Raw genomic sequence first — 22,421 nt, 5'->3', positions numbered from 1 at the left:
CGCAGGGCGCGCTCCTACATGGAACAGCGTAGGTGGGGCGGCGTAGGAGCGGATCTCATCCGCGAATCGCGCCGATATGTCCGGTTATCGCGGACAAGGTCCGCTCCTACAAGTGAATGCCTTCAGCCGTGCAGATGGCGGTTTCCCCTGCACCTTGTAGGAGCGGATTTATCCGCGATCCGCCCCCGGTGCGAGTCCGATGCACATCGCGGACGGGGGAATGGCGTGGGTGGGCCTTCAGTGCCTGAACCGCCGCGCCGTAGTGAAATTACGATCCCAATAATTGTTGCTCAACGAATCGATGCGCACCGACTTGCCACTGCGCGGCGCATGGATGAAGCGGTCATCGCCCAGGTACAGCCCGACATGGCTGACCCGCGCGCCGCCGTTGTGGCTGAAGAACACCGCATCCCCCGGCTTGAGCGCGTGGCGCGGCACCTGGCGGTGCTTCTGGCGGATCATCGAGCGGGTGGTGCGCGGCAGTTCCAGGCCGATCTCCTTGCGGAACAGGTAGACCAGCAGGCCGCTGCAATCGAAGCCGGTTTTCGCCGAGGTACCTCCCCAGCGGTACGGCGTGCCCACCAGTTCCTGCGCGCTCTGCAGCAGGCGGTGCATGTCGCCGTCCGGGGCGCCGGGCTTCAGGCCGGGCTGCGCGCCGGGGCGGAAGAACTGCGTCAGGGCGCCTTCCTGCGCCTGGTAGCTGCGCCAGGTCGGCGCGTCCAGCAGATCGGCCGATGTGGCCAGGGGAAACAGGCAGAACAACGACAGCAGGAAGATACGCACGACAGGGACCGCAAGGAGGTAGTGGGAGCTGCAGCCATCCTAGGTATCGGCCTACGAACGGTCAGTCGGAAAATTCATCTACTCCAGGCAGAAAGTGCCTAACACTTTCCGATGTGCCACTGGCAAGTGCGCAAGAACGTTCAAGGCGGGCGACGAAGGTTTCTGCCAAGCTGGGCGCCTTACTGCCTCGAAAGCGTCATCCATGTCAGAACAACTGCTTCCCTCCCGCGCCTTCCTCAAGGGCGCCATCGCCATCATGCCGCTGTCCATCGCGGTGCTGCCCTGGGGCCTGCTGGCCGGCTCCCTGGCCATCGAGGCCGGCCTCTCGCCGCTGCACGGCCAGGGCCTGTCGGCCATCGTCTTCGCCGGCGCCGCGCAACTGGTGGCCATCGGCATGCTCAAGGGCGGCGCCGGGTTCTTCTCGATCATGATCACCACGCTGCTGCTGACCTCGCAGCACCTGCTCTACGGCATGAGCATGCGCCCGGTGATCGCCGGACTGCCCGGGCGCTGGCGCCTGGGCCTGGGCTTCCTGCTCACCGACGAATTCTTCGCCCTGACCAGCCAGCACGACCGCGAGACCTTCAACCGCTGGTACGCCCTAGGCGTGGGCCTGACCTTCTACGTGGCCTGGAACCTCTTCACCCTGGCCGGCGTGCTACTGGGCAGCAGCATCCCGGGCCTGGAGCACCTGGGCCTGGACTTCTCGGTAGCCGCCACCTTCGTGGCGCTGATCGCGCCGGTGGTGCGCAGCGTGCCGACGGTGGTCTGCGTGGCGGTGTCGCTGTTCTGCTCGGTGCTGTTCAGCTACTGGCAACTGGGCTCGGCCCTGGTGCTCGCGGGCCTGGCGGGCATGACCGCGGGCTTTGTCTGCAACAAGTTCAGCGGGAGGTCGGCATGATGGTCTGGGCCGTGATCATCGGCATGGGGCTGATCGTCTTCTTCAACCGCTACGTGTTCCTCGAACCGCGCCTGCCCATCCGCCTGGGCAGCAACGTCCGGCAATTCCTCGGCTTCGCGGTGCCGGGCATGCTCACGGCCATCTGCGGGCCCATCGTGTTCCTGCCCGAGCACCAGCTGAACCTGCGCCCGGACAACCCCTACCTGCTGGGTTCGCTGGTGGCGGTGGGGCTGGTGCTGTGGACGCGCAACACGCTGCTCAGCGTGCTGCTCAGCATGGGGGTGTTCTTCCTGTTGCGTTGGTGGTTGTAGCGAATCGCGCGCAGGGCGCGCTCCTACAGGTAGGTTCGGTGGTGGGCGTAATCGTCATAATGTAGGAGCGAGCTTGCTCGCGAACAGACGCCGCTGCGGGGCTCATTCGCGAGCAAGCTCGCTCCTACGAAAAGCCTTCAGCCCTGACGCTCAAATCCATAGGCCCGCTCGATCCTCGCCACCCGCACGCGAAAGCGCTCGTACCAATCCCGCCGCCCACCTTCACGCGCCAGCTTGTGCTCGGCATTCTCCCGCCACCGGCGAATGCTGTCTTCGTCCTGCCAGTACGACACCGTGATCCCCAGCCCATCCTCTCCACGCGCCGACTCCACCCCAAGAAACCCCGGCTGCCCCGCGGCCAGTTCGAGCATGCGCTCGGCCGCCTCGCCATAACCGGCTTCCAGCGGCGTGCGTAGCGAGGTGAAGATCACCGCGAAGTAGGGCGGCTCCGGCGTCGTGGCGGTCATGCTGCGCTCCTGGCGTACTGGTTGGCGGCGCGCAGGAAGGCTTCGGCCAGCGGCACGCTGACCCCGGCCAGGGCCTTGCGCTCGGGTTGGAACAGGGTGGCGACGAAGAACGGATGGTCGCTGGCCTCCAGGGCGCGGATGCTGCCGTCCTCGCCATGGGCGGTGGCGTGCAGGCCGCTGTCGAACAGCGCCGCCTGGTAATCCGGGTTGACGCCATAGCTGCAGCGATAGCCTTCGCGGATGCTCGGCTTGCCGTAGACGCTGGCCAGGCGCGAGCCGGGCTGCAGGCGGATGTCCTCGCGCACCTCGATCAGCGAACAGGGCAGGGCGTGGATCACCGGCCGCGCCGCGCGGGGCTCGACCTCGCCGTGGGCAGCGTCGTCCCAGCCCAGGACGTTGCGGGCTCGCTCCAGCAGCGCGTGCTGGAAGCCGGCGCAGGTGCCCAGGTAGGGCACGCCGCGGGTGCGCGCGTAGGTGATGGCGCGTAGCGCGCCCTCGGTGCTGCGGTAGGGGCTGCCGGGGGTGCACCAGAAGCCGGAGTAGGCGTCCAGCGCCAGGCCGTTGGCCAGCCGCTCGGTATCCAGCCACTCCAGGCGCAGGGCGCCGGCGTGGGGCAGCAGCGACTGCTGCAGCGCCAGGGGAATGGCCCAGTGCGCGGTGACCCGGCTGTCGCGGTCGCCGATCAGGCCGATCCGCAGTAGTTTCCGCACCTTCCGCATCGCTCGTTCCCCCTGCGCTGGCGCCCGTTGGCGGGCTTCTCCGGGCAATTTATAGTTGCGCCGATGCAATCGAAATGGGCGGTTGCGCAATTCAAGAGTGCGCCAATGCAATATCGACTGGAATACGCCGACCTTTCCCTGGTACTGGCCCTGGTGCGCGGCGGCAGCCTGGCGCGGGCGGCGGAACTGCTGGCAGTGGACGTGTCCACGGTGTTCCGCGCGGTGCGCCGGCTGGAGAAGGCCCTGGGCATGGCGCTGTTCGAGAAGGGCCGCGCCGGCTACCTGCCCAGCGCCACCGCGCAACAGCTGGCGCGCCAGGCAGAACTGGCCGAGCAGGCCCTGGAGGCGGCGCGGGTGGGCCTGGAGCAGGGCCGCGAAGTGCTCAGCGGCACGGTGCGCCTGACCTGCACCGACGCCGTGCTGCACGGCCTGCTGCTGCCGGCGCTGGGTCATTTCATGGGCGGCTACCCCGGCCTGCACCTGGAGCTTTCCACCTCCAACGCCTTCGCCAACCTCAGCCGGCGCGATGCCGACGTCGCCCTGCGCCTGACCACCGCGCCGCCGGACTACCTGGTGGGCCGCTGCCTGGGCGAGGTGCGCTACGCCCTGTGCGCCCACGAAAGCTACCTGGCCGCCCAGGCCGGGCGCGACTGGAGCGAACTGAGCTGGATCGCCCCGGACGAATTCATGCCCGACCACCCCAGCGTCGCCTGGCGCCGCCAGCTGTACCCGGCGCTCACCCCGGCCTACCGCTGCGGCAGCATCCTCTCGGTGCTCGAACTGTGCCGCGCCGGCCTGGGCCTGGCGGCGCTGCCGGACTACCTGCTGCGCGAAGGCGACGGCCTGCGCGTGCTGCGGCCCGACCTGCCGGGTTGCGCCACTGCGCTGTGGCTGCTGACGCGGCCGGACTGCCGGGCCCTGCGCACCGTGGTCACGCTGTTCGAGGAACTGGCGCGGCACATCCGTCTGCCACCGCCGGCCGGACATTGAACGGCTGTCCGACGAAAAGAGCGAACCTGCGCCCGCCATCGTCCTCCAATGGCCATCGCCGCATCGACCGGAGGTCGCCATGAACCCGACTCTGCACAAATGGCTGGGCAAACCCTGGCCGCAACGCGACGGCGAAAACGCCGCCCGCGGTCTGCCGGGCTACCCGCAGGACGCCGAGCAGGACGCGGAAATCGTCAGGAGTCTGGGCTTCGACCCCGACTCGCCGGACCTGGCCGACCCACAGATCGACCCGCCGCAGCCACCTCACCCACCCCGCGAAGGCCCCAGCCCGCAGCGCCACAAACGCGCGCCGGGCGAGCAATACCCGCCTTACGGCGACTGACTCGCGGCGGGAGAAGTCCGTCAGGCGAAATGGCAGAAGGCCATTTCCTACAGAACGCCACTCCCTTAGACTCCGCGCATCCGGTCGTGGAGGGCAGGGAATGCAGAGGCGCATGTGGTACGCGATATCGATCGCGGTAGGACTGGCAGGGCAGGCGCAGGCTGCGCAGGAAGCGGCGCCGGACCCGCTGTTGCCGCTACCGGCCGTGGACGGCTCGGCAGGCGCCAAGCGTGAAGTCCGTGGCGTGTTGCATGCCCGCGAGCAGGCGATGCTGTCCAGCGAACTGGCCGGGCGCATCCTGGAAATGCCGTTCGCCGAAGGCCAGGCCTTCCACAAGGGCGACGTGCTGGTGCGCTTCGACTGCTCTGCCTACCAGGCCCAGCTCAATGCCGCCCAGGCCGCGGTGCGGGCCGCCGGCGAAGAACTCTCGCACAATCGCCAGCTGGCCTCGCTGAACTCCGTCGGCCGCTATGAAGTGGCCCTGGCCGAGGCCAAGCAGTCCGAAGCCCAGGCCCAGGCCCAGGTCTACCAGGTACAGGTGCGCCGCTGCAGCGTGCAGGCTCCCTACGATGGCCAGGTGGTGCAGCGCAAGGCGCAGCCGTTCGAGAGCGTGGCCAGCGGCGCGCCGCTGCTGGAGATCGTCGACAACCGCAGCCTGGAGATCCGCCTGCTGGTGCCCTCGCGCTGGCTGGCCAAGCTCAAGCCCGGCCAGCATTTCAGCTTCACCCCGGACGAAACCGGCCAGCCGCTGCAGGTGGAGATAAAACGCCTGGGCGCGCGCATCGACGAAGCCAGCCAGACCCTGCTGCTGATCGCCAGCGCTCCGGCCGGCGACGGCCTGGTGGCGGGCATGAGCGGCACCGCGCAATTCGCGGAGAACCCATGAACGCAGCCGTCGGCGGCGCCGAGCGGGTCTTCGCCCAGTTCCTCGGCCTCGAGCGCCAGGCGCGCGAGGCCGCCAGCACCGAGCAACTGGCCTTCTCCATGGTCAACGATGGCCAACTGCTGTTCGGCTACCACCATGCGGCCCTGCTGATCGCCGGCAAGGTCCGCGCGCTTACCGGTGTCAGCGTGGTGGAGCCCAATGCGCCATTCGTGGCTTTCGTCGAGCGCGCCGTCGGGCAATTGCAGGCGAAGGCGCAGCTGGGCTTCGCCGGCGCCGTCGATAGCGAAAGCCTGGATGGCGATAGCCGGGCCGACTGGCAGGCCTTGTCGGTGGCCCAGGCCTACTGGCTGCCGTTGCTGGACCGCAGCGGCGAGGCGTTCGGTGGGCTCTGGCTGGCCCGTGAGCGCCCCTTCAGCGAGGCCGAGCAGGCGCTGTTGAACCAGCTCGGTGGCACCTATGCCCATGCCTGGCTGGCCTTGCAGCCGCGCAAGCCCTGGCGCCTGCGCTGGCCGAAGAAGAAGGTGCTGGCGATCGCCGGCGCGCTTTGCCTGTTGCTCCTGCTGCCGGTGCGCCAGTCGGTGCTGGCGCCCGCGGAAGTCGTGCCCCTGGGCGGGCGGGTGGTCGCCGCGCCGCTGGACGGGGTGATCGCCGAATTCCTGGTCAAGCCCAACCAACCGGTGGCCGCCGGCGATCTGCTGGTGCGCTTCGAGGCCACCAGCCTCAAGGCCCAGGCCGATGTCGCCGAGCGCGCCCTGGGGGTTGCCGAGGCCGAGCTGAAGTCCAGCACCCAGCGGGCGTTCACCGACGCCGAATCCAGCGCGCGGATCGACCTGCTGGCCGCCCGCGTGGAGCAGAAGCGTGCCGAATTGGACTACGCCCGCCAGTTGCTGGCCCGCAGCGAAGTACGCGCCGAGCGCGCCGGCATTGCGGTGTTCGCCGATGCCGAGCGCTGGACCGGCAGGCCGGTGCAGACCGGCGAGCGCTTGATGCAGATTGCCGACCCGGCCCAGGCCGAGCTGCGCATCGAACTGCCGGTGGGCGATGCCATCGCCCTGGCACCGGGGGCCGAGGTCGCGCTGTTCCTCGACAGCGATCCGCTGAACCGCCAGGCCGCCCGTCTCGAACGCTCCGCCTACGAGGCCCAGGCCACGGCTGCCGGGCAACTGGCCTATCGCCTGGACGCGGCCTTCCTCGACGCGCCGCCGCGTATCGGCCTGCGCGGCACGGCCAAGTTGTCGGGTGAGCGTGCGCCGCTGGCCTACTACCTGTTGCGCCGGCCCCTGGCGGCGCTGCGCCAGAGGCTCGGCTTCTGATGTTGCCGGCACTGCGCCCCGACCTGAGCCTGTCGCCGGCTGCGGCGGGCTTCGACGGCTCGCCGCAATGGACCCTGGCCGACCCGCTGCGCGGGCGCTATTTCAAGCTCGGGGCCGCTGCCGTCCGCCTGCTCCGGCACTGGTCGCTGGTCGACCCGCGGCGGGTGCTGGAGGCCGCCAATGCGGAAACCGGCGGGCCGCTGGGCGAGGCCGAGCTGGAGGAACTGCTGCGCTTCCTCCGCGGCCATGACCTGATCGCCGCCGTCGATGCCGAGCAGCGGGCCAGCTATGGCGCCAAGGCGGGCGCCTTGCGCCAGAGCCTGTGGCGTCGCGTGCTGCATCAGTACCTGTTCTTCCGGGTGCCGCTGTGGCGTCCGGATGTCTTCCTCAACCGCGCCTGGCCGCTGCTGGCGCGCCATGGCGGCTGGTTGCTGCGCTGGGGGCTGCCGCTGGTGCTGGGGCTGGGCGTATTCCTGGTGGCGCGCGACTGGGAGCGCTTCATCGCCACCTTCCCGCACCTGTTCAGCTTCGGTGGCGCGCTGGCCTTCGGCGTGGCCCTGACCTTCGCCAAGCTCTGCCACGAGTTCGGCCATGCGTTCATGGCCAAGCGCGCCGGCTGCCGGGTACAGAGCATGGGCGTGGCGTTCATGGTGCTGCTGCCGATGTTCTACACCGACGTCAGCGACGCCTGGCGCGTCAACGACCGCCGCTCGCGCCTGCTGATCGGCGCCGGCGGCGTGCTCGCCGAGCTGGTGCTGGCGGTGCTGGCGCTGCTCGCCTGGTCGTTGCTGCCGGACGGGCCGCTGCGGACGTCCGCGTTCATGCTGGCCAGCGCCACCTGGATCACCACCCTGGCGATCAACCTCAACCCCTTCATGCGCTTCGACGGCTATTTCCTGCTCAGCGACCTGTGGGGCGTGGAGAACCTCCAGGCACGGGCCTTTGCGCTGTGCCGCTGGCGCCTGCGCGAGGCGCTGTTCGGCTACGGCGAGCCGGCGCCGGAGCCCTGGTCGCCGTCGATGGCGCGGCGTCTGCTGGTCTGGGGCTACGGTTCCTGGCTGTGGCGCGCCGTGCTGTTCTTCGGCATCGCCCTGGCGGTGTACCACCTGTTCTTCAAGGTGCTGGGGATCTTCCTCATGCTGGTGGAGCTGGTCTGGTTCCTCGGCCTGCCGATCTGGAAGGAACTGCACGAGTGGTGGCGACGCCGCGACCAGGCCGCTCCGGGCAAGGTCCTGCTCAGCGGTGCCGGCCTGCTGGCCGTACTGGCGTTGCTGGTGCTGCCCTGGCGCAGTTCGGTCGAGGTGCCGGCGCTGCTGGAGGCGGTGCGCACCAACGCCCTGCACGCGCCGGTGGCGGCGCGCCTGAAGCAGTCGTACGTGAAGGATGGCCAGGCCGTGGCGCAGGGCGACCTGCTGCTGGAGCTGGAGTCTCCCGACCTGGATTCGCGCCAGGCCATCGCCCGGCACAAGATCGACATCCTCCAGTTGCAGCTGCGCCGCCAGTCCGGCCGCAGCGAAACGGCGGCCGATGCCGGCATTCTCGAACAGCAGCTGGCCGAGGCCGTGGCCGAGTACCGCGGCTTCGCCGCCCAGCGCGAGCGCCTGCAGCTGCGCGCGCCGCAAGCCGGGATGGTGCGCGACCTGCTGCCGGACCTGGAGCCGGGGCGCTGGCTGAAGCCCGCCGACACCCTGGTGCGCGTGGTCGAGCCCGGCCTGCGCCTGCGCGGCTACCTGGCCGAAGATGACCTCTGGCGCGTGGCGGCGGGGGCCGACGGGCGTTTCATCGCCGACGATCCGGCGCGCCCGGCCCTGGCGGTGCGGCTGGACAGCGTCGACGCCAACGGCGTGGCCTTCCTCGAGCTGGAGGCCCTGAGTTCCGATCACCAGGGCCCGATCGCCGTGCGCCGCGATGCCCAGCAGCGCGCGGAGCCGGTGCAGGCCCAGTACGGTGTGCGCCTGAGCCTGCTGGATGCGCCGCAGGCGCCCGCACAGCCCCTGCGCGGCGTCGTGGTGCTGGATGGACGTGGCCAGTCGGTGCTCGGCTACGCCTGGCGGCGCCTGGCCGCGCTGGGCGTGCGCGAGAGTGGATTCTGACGCGGCACGGCGCCGCCCGTTGAGAGACAAGGAAACCGTCCATGCCAGACAAGCCCCGGCCAAGCTGTTCGCGCCTGCCCATCGCCATCGACCTGCCGCCGCTGCTGGCGGCGCTGGACCGGGTGGAGCCCGGGGCCTGGCAGCATCATTTCAACAGTGGCTACTACGAAGGCGACTGGAGCGGCGTGGCGCTGATTTCGGCGGTCGATGCCCCCTTGCCGCTGGCTCCCGGCCATGGCGCGCCCCGCGCCAGCGACTGGTGGCAGCAGGAGGCAGCCTGGCACCAGCTGTTGGGCGTCTTCCGCAGCAGCGTGCGCAGCGCGCGCCTGCTGCGCCTCGGGCCCGGGGCGCGGATCCACGAGCATTGCGATCCCGACCTGGGGATGCCCGGCGGCGATCTGCGCCTGCACGTGCCACTGCGCAGCGCGGAGGCGGTGGAGTTCCTGCTCGACGGCTTGCAGGTGCCGATGCGTCCGGGGGAATGCTGGTTCCTCGACCTGTCGCGACCCCACCGGGTGGACAACCCCAGCACGCAGGCGCGCATCCACCTGGTGCTGGACTGTGCGCCCGAGCCCTGGCTGCTGGCGCTCGTCGAGCAGGGGCTGGAGGGCACGCCTGAGCTGCTGCCGGGCCGCGCGGTGCGGGCATTCCTCGAGTTTCGTCGGCGGGTGGAGCAGGATGCGGCCCTGGCGCGGCGCCTGCGCGAATGCGTCGATTCCCAGGCCTTCATCCGCGAAGCCATCCGCCAGGGTGAAGCCGCGGGCCTGTGCTTCGCCGAGGCGGAAGTGCGGGCGGCGATGCGCCAGGGGCGCCAGGCCTGGAGCGAACAATGGACAGTACGATGACCTGCGCAACCCTGTATGGCTGGCTGCCCATCCGCATCTGGCCGCGGGACGGCGAATGGCGGGTGGACTGGTGCTGGTTCGGTGACCGGGCGCCGACCCGGCCGTTCTTCCGCGACGACGTCGAGCAGGCCCTGCGCCTGCCGTTCAACCAGGCGTTTCGCCGCGAGACCGCCGTCGACGCCTTGCTCGGCTGGCGGCGGGCCAGCCCGGGACTTGCGCCCGGCGTACTGATCTTCCATGCCTCGCGCTGCGGTTCGACGCTGCTGGCGCAGATGCTTGCCGGGTTGCCGCGCCACACCGTGCTTTCCGAACCGCCACCGCTGGATGCCGTGCTGCGCGCGCATTACCGCGACCCCGGCGTGGCCGGGCGGCAGGCGGACTGGGTGCGCGCGCTGTTTTCCGCCTATGGCCAGCGCCGCCTGGGCGGGGAAGGGCGGCTGTTGGTGAAGCTCGACGCCTGGAACGTCTTCGAGGCCTCGCTGCTGTGCGGGCTGTACCCGGACACGCCGCGCCTCTTCCTCTATCGCGACCCGCTGGAGATCGTCGTCTCGCAGTTGCGCCAGCCGGGCATGCAGCGGGTGCCGGGGCTGCTGGGGCCATCGGGGCTGGATGAGGCGCTGCCGGGCGGGCAGGACATGCCGATGCTGGAATACAGCTGCCGGATGGTCGGTCAGATCCTCGAGCGGGGTTTGCGCCTGTGCCGGGAGGAGGGCGGCATTGCGCTGAACTACACCGAGCTGCCTGGCGCGCTCTGGGGCCGCCTGGGCGGATTGTTCGGGGTGCGCGAGGCCGACCTGGCACGGCTGCAGGAGATCGCCGCGGTCGACGCCAAGCAGCCGTCGCAGGCCTTCAGCGCGGACAGCCTGCACAAGCGCGAGTCCGCGACAGAAGCGGTCCGCGAGGCGGTACGGCGCTGGGCCCAGGAGCCTTATGACAGGTTGGAGGCTCTGCGCCTGTTGAATTCATACGAGTGATTGAGAAAAAGTTTACGTTTCTTTCAGTAAATGCTGGCGATACGCCTTCAGCATCGGATAGGCTTCCAGCGTTCGGTTCAACACAAAAACGATAACGGATGTGGCTCCCGAAGAGGGGCCGTCGCAAGGATGCACGACGCCATGCCAACTTTCGAGTTGCAGCTTCGCCCTCTCGTGGACGCCGATCAGGCGTTCCTGCGTGCGCTATACGCCTCCACCCGAGCCGGCGAGATGGCCCAGGTCGATTGGGCCCCGGCAGCTATCGACGCCTTCCTTTCCCAGCAGTTCGACGCCCAGCACAGCTACTACCAGGCGCATTTCCCCGATGCGGACTATTGCGTGATCGAGGCCGGTGGCCAGTCGGTCGGCCGCGCCTACCTGTTCTGGGGGCCCGAGCACCTGCAGATCATCGATCTCGCCCTGCTGCCCGAGGCCTGTGGCCGCGGCATCGGCGGCGCGCTGCTGCGCCAGTGGCTGGGGCGGGCCGACGCGCAAGGCCTCAGCGTCGGCCTGTACGTGGAGAACTACAACCCGGCGCAACGCCTCTACCTGCGCCACGGGTTCGTCGTCGAGGGCGAGAACGGGGTCTACCTGAAGATGCGGAGGCCGGCTTCCGGCAGCCGTCCGACCAGCCACTGAAGGCCAGGAATCACGCATGTATCCGATGCCCACCCGCGAAGCGCTTCAGCAGGCCACGGGGAAGACCTTTCAACTGTGGATCGATGCCGCGCAGACGATAGACGTGGAACTGCTGGAGGTCATCGACGGCATTGCGATGAGCCCCGGATACCAGTGTTTCTCCGCGCACTTCGCGTTGCCGTCCGGCCTGCGCGCCGAACAGGCGGTGTTCCGCGTGTCGCCGCCGGGCGACGAAGGCTGGCTGCTGCTGATGAGCCCGAGCCTGCCGGACGAGCACGGGCGCCAGGTATTGCAGGCGGTGTTCCACATGGAGAACCCCGCATGACGGGGCTACCGATTCCGGCGGGCGCAGTGCCCGCCCCAATAGCGACAGGCAAGGGAGAGGCAGGCAATGAGTGATCCGTTCCTCGGTGAGATCAAGATGTTCGGCGGCAATTTCGCGCCCAGGGGCTATGCCCTGTGTTACGGGCAGACTATGAGCATTGCGCAGAACGCTGCGTTGTTTTCCATCCTCGGCGTCACCTACGGCGGGAACGGCGTGCAGACTTTCGCCCTGCCGGATCTGCGTGGCCGCAGCCCGGTCGGCTTCGGGCAGCAGCCTGGACTGAGCCCTGTGGACCTGGGGCAGGTCGGCGGCGGCGAGGCCATCACCCTCACCATCAACAATCTGCCGGCTCACGCCCATACGGTCACGGGCACGGCCTCGGTTTCGATCCCCGTAGCCACGACCGAGGGCACCAGCATGTCGCCCTCGAACACCAGCGTCCTGGCCACCACCGTCGACAACACCGCTGGCGCCGAAGTGAAGGTGTATGCCCAGGCGCCGGGCAGCACCACGCTGGCGCCCTTCAACGCCAACGTCACCGGCCAGACCGCCTCGGTCGGCAACAACATGCCGGTGGCTATCCGCAATCCCTTCCAGGGCATCAACTTCATCATCGCCCTGGAAGGGATCTTCCCGAGCCGTAACTGAGGCACGGGGCAGCAACACCAGGGTTTCGGACAGGCGCCGGCAACGGCGCCCGTTCCGCAACGTAGTTCAGGCACTTGCCCGTCGGCAGGCCAGGGGCACCGGTCCCCAGCCGCCCAGGCGGCACTCCGTTCGAGGTCAGCATGGCATTCTGGAAACGCAACAAGACTGGCGGCAAACCAACCAGCCATGCGCACAGGGCCTCGCTCATCCAGGCACTCGAACCGCGCATGATGTTCGACGCCTCGGTGCCGGTGGTGGCCGACCAGGCGGCGCAGGCGGTCGAGGCTGCCGGCCAGCACGACGTCGCGGGCAAGGACACTGCCGCAGCGCCGGCCTCGGCGGCAACGGCAACCGAAGCCCGGCATGAGGTGGTCTTCGTCGACGGCAACGTCCAGGACTACAAGCAGCTGACCAGCCAACTGCCCAAGGGCAGCGAAGTGGTGGTGCTGGACCCGTCGAAGAACGGCCTGCAGCAGATGGCCGACTACCTCAAGGGGCGGACCGACCTCGACGCGATCCACCTGATTTCCCATGGCGGCGAAGCCAGCGTGCAGGTGGGCTCCACGCGCCTGACCCTGGACAACGTCGATACCGCCAAGGCCCAGCTCGAACAGATCGGCGCCAGCCTCGGTGCCGACGGCGACCTGCTGATCTATGGTTGCGATGTCGGCAAGGGCGCGGACGGCTCGGCATTTCTGGCCAAGCTGGCCGGCTACACCGACGCCGACGTGGCGGCCTCGACCGACTGGAGCGGTGATGCCGACAAGGGCGGCGACTGGGTGCTGGAAGCCGCCACCGGCGCCATCGAGAGCAAGTCGGTGCTGGCGGGCGTGAGCTACGACCACGTGCTCAACACGCTGAATGCCGGCGACATGGTGGTGCTCGGCTGGAACGCGCTCACCGACACCGTGACCCTGGCGACCCTGGTCGACATCCCCGCCGGCACGGTCATCAAGTTCACCGACAAGGGCTGGGACCAGGCCTCCGATGCCTTCACCACGAGCTCCACGGGCGACGGCACCGTCACCTGGACCACCACCGGCACCATCGCCGCCGGCACCCGCCTGCAACTGTTCTTCGGTGGTTCCGACCAGGCGACCACCCTGACCAACGTCACTACCGGCATCGACCTCAGTTCGCAGATAAGCGTGACCCCCTACACCATCACCGACCCGCTGAACCTGGCCGGCGATGGCCTGTTCATCTACCAGGACACGGACAGCAACCCCTACTTCATCTTCGGCTTCAACAACTCCGCCGGAGCGGTCGACGCCAACGGCTGGAACACTTCGATCGCTGTCACCCTGCGCGATTCGATGCTCCCCGACGGCGTCAACAGCCAGAACGCCCTGAGCAATGGGATCAACGCGGTCGGCATCCCCGGCGGCGGCTCGCTGGAGCTGGACAACATCCAGTACACCGGCCCGACCACCTCGGCCGACCGTGCCACCTGGCTGGCACGGGTGACCAACTCGGCCAACTGGACCGGCGACAACAGCGGCAGCATTGCCACCAGCGTCGGCTCCGTGGTCAGCCTGAACACCGCGCCCGACCTGCTTTCCGTCGTCTTCACCGACAGCAACCTGAACGCCGGCGAGACCTCCGGTGTCACCTTCACGTTCAACACCGCCGTCACCGGTTTCACCACCGCCGACCTGACCGTGCCCAACGGTGTCATCAGCGGGTTGAGCTCCAGCGATGGTGGCGTCACCTGGAGCGGGATCCTCACCCCCAACACCGGCGTCACCGATGCCAGCAACGTGATCACCGTCAACCTGGGCGGGGTCAACGCCGTGCAGGGCGGCCTGGCCGGTTCCGGCACGAAGGACTCCGGCAACTACGCCATCGATACCCTGGTGCCCTCCGTCAATTCGGTTTCCTCGTCCACTGCCAACGGCGTCTACAAGGCAGGCGACGTCATCTCGATCCAGGTCTCCTTCAACGAGGCGGTCACGGTCACCGGCACCCCGCAACTGACGCTGGAAACCGGCGCCACCGACCGGGCGGTCAGTTACGTCAGCGGTTCCGGCACCTCCACCCTGACCTTCAACTACACGGTCCAGGCGGGGGACAGCAGCGCCGACCTCGATTACCTCGCCAGCAACGCCTTGTCCCTCAATGGCGGCAGCATCCGCGATGCGGCGGGCAACGATGCCACCCTGACGCTCGCCAGCCCTGGCACAGCCGGGTCCCTGGGGGCCAACAAGGCCATCGTGATCAACTCGGCACCCAGCCTGGGCAACCTCAATGGCGACAGCGTCGCCTGGGCTGGCGTCGGCAGCAGCGTGACGCTCGACGTGGGCGGCAACGCCACCCTCAGTGACACCGAGTTCGGCGCGCGCAACGCCGGCAGCGGCGACTGGAGCGGCGCCAGCCTCACGGTACAGCGCCCGGGCGCTGCCGTTTCCACCGACAGCTTCGACTTCAACACCAGCGACGCCTCGTTCACGGTCAGCGGCAACAACCTGCAGGCGGGTGGGCTGACCTTCGCCACGTTCACCAACAGCGGCGGCGTACTGACCATCACCTACACCAGCAGCGGCACCGCGGCCACCACCGCGCTGGTGAACGATGTCGCGCGGCACATCACCTACCGCAACGACACGCCGTCCGGCGATACCAGCATCCGCTTCACGCTCAGCGACGGCAGTTCCAGCGCGAGCGCGGACGTCGTTGCCAGCAGCGATTTCATCTACGTCACCAATGCCACCGACACCGCGACCATCGACCCCGGCAACGGCGTCAGCTTCAGCGAGGCGGTAGCTATCGCCGCGGCCGATGCCACCGGCAGCCAGACCATCGTCTTCAGCGGCGCCCTGGCAGGGCAGACCATCAACCTGGCCGGCAACCTCAGCATCGGCGAGAGCCTGACGCTGGACACCGATGCGGCGAGTGGGCTGTTGATCACCGGCGGAACCATCAGCCTCGGCGGCGGCACCACCCTGACGCTGAGCAACGGCGCCGGCGACACCGTCACCCTGGGCAGCGCCCTGGCCGGCAGCGGTGCGTTGAGCAAGACCGGCAGCGGCACCCTGGGGCTGACCAGCGCGAGCAACGAGGCGGGCATGTCCGGCGGCATCAACGTCGCCGGCGGCACCCTGCAGATTTCCAGCGACGACCAGCTTTCCTCCGGCACCCTGACGCTCAATGGCGGCACCCTCAGCAACAACGGCGCATCCTTCACCGTCGACAACGCCGTCGTGCTCGGCGGCGCCGGCGGCACCCTGGCCATCTCCGGCGGCACGGCGACCCTGGCCGGGGTGGTTTCGGGCGGCGGCAGCCTGACCAAGACCGGCAGCGGCACCGCCATGCTGGCGGGCAGCAATACCTATACCGGCGACACCATGGTGGCCGGCGGGACGCTGGCGCTCAGCGGCGGCAATGCCATTGCCGATGTTTCCAGCGTGACGGTGAACAGCGGCGCCAGCCTGTCGCTGTCGTCGAATGAAACCCTGGCCGCGCTGGCCGGCGCCGGCGCGGTGCAACTTGGCAGCAATACCCTGACCGTAGGCGGCGCCAACCTGAGCACGACCTTCGCCGGCTCGATCAACGGCAGCGGCAGCCTGGCCAAGACCGGTACCGGCACCTTCACCCTCAGCGGCAGCAGCGGCTATACCGGCGCCACCTCGATACAGGGCGGTACCCTGATGCTGAACGGTTCGCTGGCGGGTAGCAGCCTGAGCGTGCTCTCCGGCGCGACGCTGGGCGGCACCGGCACGGCGACGCTGGCCGGAGCTGTGGTGATCGCCAGCGGCGGCACGCTGTCACCCGGCAATGGCGGGGCCGGCACCCTGAGCATCAACGGCAACCTGATCATGAACAGCGGCTCGGTCCTGCAGGCCGAGATCAACGGTAGCGCCCCGGGCAGTTATGACCAGGTATTGGTCAACGGCCTCGTCTTCCTCAGCAGCGCGGCGACCCTATCGGTCAGCCATGGCTACCCGGCGGGGTTGGGCGACAGTTACGCGGTGATCGTCAACGATGGCAGCGATGCCATATCCGGCACCTTCTCCGGCCTCGCCGAAGGCAGCACCGTCCTGGCCGCCGGCAATGGCACGGAACTGACGGTCAGCTACGTTGGCGGCACCGGCAACGATTTCATCCTGGCCGGACCTGTCAACCAGGCGCCGGTGATCGACAACCTGGGCAGCGGCCCTGTCAGCCATACCGAGGGCGGCGCGGCGGTACTGCTCGACGCCGCGGGTTCCGCCACCGTCAGCGACAGCGACTCCAGTGATTTCAACGGCGGCAACCTGACTGTCTCGATCACCGCCAACCGGGCGACTGGCGAGGATCTGCTGGGCATCCTCGACCAGGGCACAGGCACCGGCCAGATCGGTGTCTCAGGTAACAGCGTGACCTATGGCGGCGTCGTCATCGGGACCTTTGCCGGCGGCTCCGGCAGCGACGACCTGGTCGTCACTTTCACCAGCGCCAACGCCACTGCGCAGGCGGTGCAGGCACTGATCCACGCCATCACCTACCGCAACAGCAACCTGAACGACCCATCCACCGCGACGCGTACCCTGAGCCTCACCGTGAACGATGGCGACGGCGCCACCAGCAGCGCCGCCAACCTCACGCTGAACGTGGTCGAGGTGAACGACCCGCCGAGCCTCACCGCTACCGGCAGCGCGCCGACCTACGTCGAGAATGGCTCGGCGGTCTCCCTGTTCGGCGACGTGGTCATCAGCGCCGGCGAAAGCGGCCAGTCGATCACCGGCATCGGCCTGAGCGTCAGCGGCCTGCGCGATGGCGGCAACGAGATTCTGCGCATCGACGGCACCGATGTCGCGCTGGTCAATGGCAACGCCCTGACCACCACAAATGGCATGAGCGTGACGGTGTCGGTCAGTGGCAGCACCGCCAGCGTGACCATCGGCAAGGCCGGCGGCATCAGCACGAGCGATGCCCAGAACCTGGTGGCCGGGCTCAGCTATCGTGTCCTCGGCGACACCCCCGGCGCCGGCAGCCGCGTGGTGACGCTGACGCATATCCAAGACAGCGGCGGCACCACCAACGGCGGGATCGACACGACCAACCTGGCCGTGGCCAGCAGCGTGAACGTGGTGGCGGTCAACGATGCGCCGCAGATCACCGCGCCTCTGGCCTATTCTTCCAACGAAGACACCAGCCTGGCGCTGAGCGGCATCAGCTTCAGCGACGTGGATGCCGGCAGTGGCACCATGAGCGTGACCTTCAGCGTGCCCAGCGGCGCCTTGTTCGCCCTGGGCGGCGCTGGCGTGACAGTCAGCGGCACGGGCAGTGGCCAACTGACCCTCGGCGGCAGCCTGGCGGACCTCAATGCCTTCATTGCCGGCAACAACCTGACCTATATGCCGGCCGCCAATTTCAACGGCAGCGTGCAACTGACCATCGGCATCGACGATGGCGGCAACGGCGGTAGCGGCCCGGCCGATGCGCTGAGCGCCCTGGCGAACGTCAGCCTCACGATCAACGCGGTCAACGATGCGCCGACCGTCAGCGTTCCGGGGGCGCAGAGCGTTTCTTCACTCGGCAGCCTGACGTTCAGCGACGCCAACGGCAACGCCATAGTGGTGAGCGATGTCGACAATGCGGACAGTGGTTTCTTGCTGAGCGTTTCCGTCAGCCATGGTTCCATCCTGTACTCCGGCATGCCCTCTCAGACATGGTCAACCGCTGGGCCCCTGTCCGGCCTGAACGCTTTCCTGAACGGCCTCGTTTACCAACCCACTAGCGGATACCAGGGCAGCGATACCCTGGTGGTCACGGTCACCGACGGATCCGGGGGCACCACCACCACCAGCGTGGCCCTGCAGGTTCGCATCCCGAACCCGCAGGCGCAGGACGTCGTGGCCCTGACTCCGAACGGCACCTACAAGGCCGGCGACACCATCCAGCTGCAGGTGACATTCGACCAGAACGTGTTCGTCGACGGCACGCCAGGCCTGTTGCTGGAGACCGGACTGGTCGACCGCGTCGCGAGCTATTCCGGCGGCTCCGGCAGCAATGTGCTGACCTTCCTCTACACCGTGCAGGCCGGCGACGTAAGTGCCGACCTCGACGTCGCCGCCACTTCGGCGCTGCAGTTGAACGGCGGGAGCATCAAGAATGCCGGCGGTGACGTTGCCACGCTGACCCTGGCAGCACCGGGCGCCGCCGGCTCTCTGGGCGCCAACGCGAACATAGTGGTCGACGGCGTGGTTCCGCTGATCGGCAACGTCAGCGTGCCGTCCGACGACATCTATCGCGCGGGGCAGAACCTCGACTTCACCCTGAATCTCAGCGAGGCGGCCATAGTCGATGGCACGCCGCGGCTCGCCGTGGATATCGGCGGCCAGACCTACTACGCCGACTATCTCTCCGGCACTGGCAGCAGTGCGCTGGTGTTCCGTCTCGGCGTGCCGTCGGGTCAGCTGGACAGCAACGGCATCAGCATCGGCAGCGTCGACCTGAATGGTGGCGGCATCCACGACATCGCCGGCAACGCTGCCAACCTGACGCTCAACAACGTCGGCGCCACCAGCGGCGTGCTGGTGGATAGCGTCGCCCCCTCGGCCAGCGGCATCGTTCGCGTCGATGCGTCGCCCAGCAATGGAACCTCGGTGCGCTACACCGTCACCTTCAGCGAAGCGGTGAGCGGCGTGGATGCTTCCGACTTCGTGCTGGTGGGCAGCCAGACAGCGAGCGGAGTCGTCAGCTCGGTCAGCACCGTCGATTCGCGCACCTATAGCGTGGTGGTGTCCGCCGTGGCCGGTACCGGCACCCTGCGACTCGACCTGGCCAACGACAACAGCATCAAGGACCAGGCCGGCAATGCCCTCAGCGGTGGGTTGCAGGGCGAAACCTATGCCATCGACCACAGCGCTCCCCAGGTCAGCCTGGTGCTCGGCCCGGGAGATGGCACCTACAAGGCCGGCGACATCCTGGTTTTCTCTGTTTCTACCAACGAAGCGGTGCAGGTGAGCACCCAGGGCGGCATCCCGCGCCTGGCCTTCGTCATGGGTTCGGAAACCGTCTACGCCGACTATGTCGCCGGCTCCGGCGGTACCCAACTGGAGTTCCAGTACCTCGTGCAGGCGGGGGACAACGATGCCGACGGCATTACCATCACGTCCCTGCAGGCCAACGGCGGCAGTCTGAAGGACAGCGCCGGAAACGATGCCCTGCTGACGCTGAACAACATTCTTCCCAGCCAGAATGTGCGGGTGGATACCCTGGCGCCTGTCGTTTCCAGCGTCGATGTACCCGCCGACGGCACCTACAAGGCCGGTGACCTGCTCAGCTTCACGGTCAACGCCAGCGAAACGGTCACGGTGAACGGTTCCCCGCGCCTGGCACTGACCATCGGTTCCAGCACGGTCTATGCCGACTACGTTTCCGGCTCCGGTACTTCCACGCTGGTGTTCCAGTACCAGGTGCAAGCCGGCGACAACGATGCCGACGGCATCACCGTAGGCTCCATTGACGCCAACGGTGGCACCTTGCGCGACGGCGCCGGCAACAACTCCGTCCTGACGCTGAACAGCGTCGGCAACACCGCGGGCGTGTTGGTCGACACCAGCGCACCGGTGGTGACCGGCGTTGGCGTTCCGGCGAACGGTCATTACAACGCCGGCGATGTGCTGAACTTCACGGTCAATGCCAGCGAGGCGGTGTTCGTCAACGGCAGCCCGCGCTTGGCGCTGACCATCGGCTCCAGCACCGTCTACGCCGACTACGTTTCGGGCTCCGGTACCGGTGCGTTGGTGTTCCAGTACCAGGTGCAGGCCGGTGATACCGATGCCGATGGCATCACCGTGGTGGGCCTGCAAGGCAATGGCGCCACCCTGCGCGACAATGCCGGCAACGACGCCAACCTGGCCCTGAGCAACGTCGGCAGCACCGCCGGTGTAATCGTCGATACCTCCGCGCCGCTCATCGTCAGCGTCGACGTGCCTGCCGACGGCAGCTACAGGGCGGGGACCGAACTGACCTTCACGGTCAACGCCAGCGAAGCCGTACTGGTCGATACGAGCAACGGGACGCCGCGCCTGGCGCTCGACCTCGACGGCCGGACGATCTATGCCGACTACCTGTCCGGCTCCGGCAGCACGGCGCTGACCTTCCGCTACCAGGTACAGCCTGGCGACAACGATGCGGACGGTATCCAGGTGCTGCACCTGGAAAGCAACGGCGGCGCCCTGCACGACGCAGCGGGCAATGCCTTGCAACTGACGCTCGACGGGGTCGGCAGTACGCAGGGCGTGCTACTGGATACAACCGGCCCGACCGTGACGCTCGCCACCGGCCCCTACGCCGGCTACTACAAGGCGGGGGACGCGCTGAACTTCTCCATCACCGGCAGCGAAAACCTGCTGGTCGATACCAGCGGCGGCGCTCCGCGGCTGCTGGTGGAACTCGGCGGGCGCACCGTGTACGCCGACTTCGTCGCCAGCACCGGTAGCGGCATCAGCTTCCGCTACCTGGTGCAGCCGGGCGACAACGATGCCGGTGGCATCCGGATCCTCTCCCTGCAGGCCAATGGCAGCACCATCACCGACGCTGCCGGCAACCCGCTGGACAGCACGCTCACCGCCCTGAGCGACACCTCCGGCGCCGTGGTCGACACCACTGCGCCCGGCGTGACGTCGGTTGCGGTCTACCATGACGGGATCTACAAGGCCGGCGACTCGCTGATGCTGATGGTCGGCTATAGCGAGAACATCCTGCTGGATACCAGCAACGGCACGCCGCGCCTGGTGCTGGATATCGGCGGACGCACCGTCTACGCCGACTTCATCGGCAACTTCTCGTCCTACGGCATGTTCTCCTACCGGATACAACCGGGGGACAACGATGCCGATGGCATCCAGGTCGTCGGCCTCGAATCCCATGGCGCCGTCATGCGTGACCAGGCCGGCAACGATGTGCAACTGACCCTGCATGGCGTGCGCGACAGCAGCGCGGTGCTGGTCGATACCACCGCGCCGACGGTCACGTCGATCACCCGGGTAGATGCCTCGCCGAGCAATGCCGATACCCTGGAATACGACGTCAGCTTCTCCGAGCGGGTCGCCTTCCTCGGCGCCCAGGACCTCGCCCTGCAGGCCAGCGGCTCCGCCCACGGGCAGATTCTGTCGGTGGTGCAGCTCAACGACCTGACCTGGCGGGTCAGCGTGGGCGAGGTCGGTGGCGACGGCACTCTCACCCTATCGGTGCGCGCCAACGCGGTAGCCCGCGATGCGGCCGGCAACGCGCTGGCCACCGGCCTGACCGGCCCGAGCTACGCACTGGACCACAGCAACCCGCAGATCACCGCCGTGCAGTTGCCGGCCGATGGCCGCTACACGCCGGGGCAGACGCTGGAGTTCAGCGTCGACTTCAGCGAAGCGGTGCAGGTGGACACCCATTCCGGCGTGCCGCGCATCGCCATCACCCTCGACCGTGGCGGGGTGGTCTACGCCGACTACGTTTCCGGCTCGGGCAGCAGCCGGCTGGTGTTCGCCTATACCGTGCAGAGCGGGCAGGCCGATATCGACGGCATCCAGTTGGGCGATCAGATACTCGCCAATGGCGCACGCCTGAGCGATGCCGTGGGCAATGCCGCCAGCCTGGCACTCGGCAGCCTGCCGTCGACCAGCGGCCTGCTGGTGCAGGGCTCGCTGAGCGACGGCGACCCGCAGTTCCGCGCCGAGCAGGGGATACAGCCGGCGCTGCCCGGGAGCATTCCCGGCGGCAGCGTGCCGCCGCCGCCGATGTCGCAGAGCCTCGGCGCGCCGACGCTCGGCCAGGCGCCGCTGCTGGACAGCAGCAACCGTGGCGCGGCGCAGTCGCTGCTCGGCAGCCTGTTCCGCGAGGGGCCGAGCCAGACGCAGATCGCACAGATATTCGCCAATGCCGGCAACAGCGCCTTCGGCGATGGCAGCGGGCATGGTTTCCTCGGCTTCGGTGGCGGCGATGCCGGCGTCTTCGGTTCGACCACGCTGGGAGCGATCTTCGGTGCCGCGCGGGAGGGCGACGAGCAAGCGCTGTCGGCCTTCGGCCCGCGCCAGGGCGATCTCGGCCAGGGGCTGCGGGGGATCTTCACTTCGTCCGGCTTCGGACAGCAGTTGCAGGAAATGAATCAGCGCGAGCAGCGCCAGGTCGCCGACCTGGCCAACGCCTTCGGCGAGCTCGGCCAGGAGCGGCCGGCCAGCTGATGGCGGGGCGTGAAAACAGCA

16 protein-coding genes are annotated in these 22,421 nt (G+C 68.3%); 13 read left to right on the top strand and 3 right to left on the bottom strand.

Features of this window, described 5'->3' with window-relative positions:
* Positions 1-237: 237 nt before the first annotated feature.
* Positions 238-783: a C40 family peptidase gene (locus BM060_RS15865; protein ID WP_009621828.1), complete on the bottom strand. Its 546-nt coding sequence runs from the start codon at positions 781-783 to the stop codon at positions 238-240.
* 202 nt (positions 784-985) lie between these two features.
* On the opposite strand from BM060_RS15865, the gene BM060_RS15860 reads away from it, so the two are divergent.
* Both BM060_RS15860 and BM060_RS15855 read left to right on the top strand, forming a co-directional pair.
* Complete coding sequence (locus BM060_RS15860) at positions 986-1,684, top strand: AzlC family ABC transporter permease (protein WP_074980905.1); 699 nt, start codon at positions 986-988, stop codon at positions 1,682-1,684.
* Positions 1,681-1,995, top strand: a complete 315-nt coding sequence (locus BM060_RS15855) for an AzlD domain-containing protein (protein ID WP_058489844.1) — start codon at positions 1,681-1,683, stop codon at positions 1,993-1,995. Before BM060_RS15860 ends, BM060_RS15855 begins: the two co-directional genes overlap by 4 nt.
* A 137-nt stretch (positions 1,996-2,132) precedes the next feature.
* Here the strand turns inward: BM060_RS15855 and BM060_RS15850 are convergent, their stop codons facing one another.
* Entirely contained in the window at positions 2,133-2,462 is a 330-nt protein-coding gene (locus BM060_RS15850; RefSeq protein WP_074980904.1) for an antibiotic biosynthesis monooxygenase family protein, read from the bottom strand.
* A complete protein-coding gene (locus BM060_RS15845) occupies positions 2,459-3,181 on the bottom strand; it encodes a CTP synthase C-terminal region-related (seleno)protein (RefSeq protein WP_064583137.1) in 723 nt (240 codons plus the stop codon). Before BM060_RS15845 ends, BM060_RS15850 begins: the two co-directional genes overlap by 4 nt.
* Before the next feature lie 105 nt (positions 3,182-3,286).
* Between BM060_RS15845 and BM060_RS15840 the strand changes: the two genes are divergently transcribed.
* The 11 genes from BM060_RS15840 (at position 3,287) to BM060_RS15790 (ending at position 22,400) form a co-directional block, all read left to right on the top strand.
* Complete coding sequence (locus BM060_RS15840) at positions 3,287-4,171, top strand: LysR family transcriptional regulator (protein WP_074980903.1); 885 nt, start codon at positions 3,287-3,289, stop codon at positions 4,169-4,171.
* A gap of 79 nt (positions 4,172-4,250) precedes the next feature.
* Positions 4,251-4,514 (top strand): DUF6021 family protein, encoded by a 264-nt coding sequence (locus BM060_RS15835; RefSeq protein ID WP_245322926.1) that lies wholly within the window; start codon positions 4,251-4,253, stop codon positions 4,512-4,514.
* Between the two features lie 100 nt (positions 4,515-4,614).
* A complete protein-coding gene (locus BM060_RS15830; RefSeq protein WP_074980902.1) occupies positions 4,615-5,400 on the top strand; it encodes an efflux RND transporter periplasmic adaptor subunit in 786 nt (261 codons plus the stop codon).
* Positions 5,397-6,713: an efflux RND transporter periplasmic adaptor subunit gene (locus BM060_RS15825; protein WP_074980901.1), complete on the top strand. Its 1,317-nt coding sequence runs from the start codon at positions 5,397-5,399 to the stop codon at positions 6,711-6,713. The genes BM060_RS15830 and BM060_RS15825 overlap by 4 nt, the downstream gene beginning before the upstream one ends.
* Positions 6,710-8,806 carry an efflux RND transporter periplasmic adaptor subunit gene (locus BM060_RS15820; RefSeq protein WP_174672445.1) on the top strand — a complete coding sequence of 699 codons (2,097 nt, stop codon included), beginning with the start codon at positions 6,710-6,712 and terminating at the stop codon, positions 8,804-8,806. The genes BM060_RS15825 and BM060_RS15820 overlap by 4 nt, the downstream gene beginning before the upstream one ends.
* Positions 8,807-8,847: 41 nt before the next feature.
* Positions 8,848-9,651, top strand: a complete 804-nt coding sequence (locus tag BM060_RS15815; RefSeq protein ID WP_074980899.1) for an aspartyl/asparaginyl beta-hydroxylase domain-containing protein — start codon at positions 8,848-8,850, stop codon at positions 9,649-9,651.
* Positions 9,636-10,625 carry a sulfotransferase family protein gene (locus BM060_RS15810; RefSeq protein WP_083426784.1) on the top strand — a complete coding sequence of 330 codons (990 nt, stop codon included), beginning with the start codon at positions 9,636-9,638 and terminating at the stop codon, positions 10,623-10,625. The genes BM060_RS15815 and BM060_RS15810 overlap by 16 nt, the downstream gene beginning before the upstream one ends.
* Positions 10,626-10,856: 231 nt before the next feature.
* Positions 10,857-11,264, top strand: coding sequence for a GNAT family N-acetyltransferase (locus BM060_RS15805; RefSeq protein ID WP_307661048.1), 408 nt, complete (start codon positions 10,857-10,859; stop codon positions 11,262-11,264).
* Positions 11,265-11,280: 16 nt separating this feature from the next.
* Positions 11,281-11,589, top strand: coding sequence for a DUF6916 family protein (locus BM060_RS15800; RefSeq protein WP_074980897.1), 309 nt, complete (start codon positions 11,281-11,283; stop codon positions 11,587-11,589).
* Positions 11,590-11,655: 66 nt separating this feature from the next.
* Complete coding sequence (locus BM060_RS15795; protein ID WP_074980896.1) at positions 11,656-12,237, top strand: phage tail protein; 582 nt, start codon at positions 11,656-11,658, stop codon at positions 12,235-12,237.
* Positions 12,238-12,377: 140 nt separating this feature from the next.
* Positions 12,378-22,400 carry a DUF4347 domain-containing protein gene (locus tag BM060_RS15790; protein ID WP_074980895.1) on the top strand — a complete coding sequence of 3,341 codons (10,023 nt, stop codon included), beginning with the start codon at positions 12,378-12,380 and terminating at the stop codon, positions 22,398-22,400.
* Positions 22,401-22,421 lie beyond the last annotated feature (21 nt).

Origin of the sequence: Pseudomonas citronellolis (assembly GCF_900112375.1) — a bacterium.
Taxonomy (GTDB): domain Bacteria; phylum Pseudomonadota; class Gammaproteobacteria; order Pseudomonadales; family Pseudomonadaceae; genus Pseudomonas; species Pseudomonas citronellolis.
This window is presented reverse-complemented; position numbering and strand designations above follow the sequence as displayed.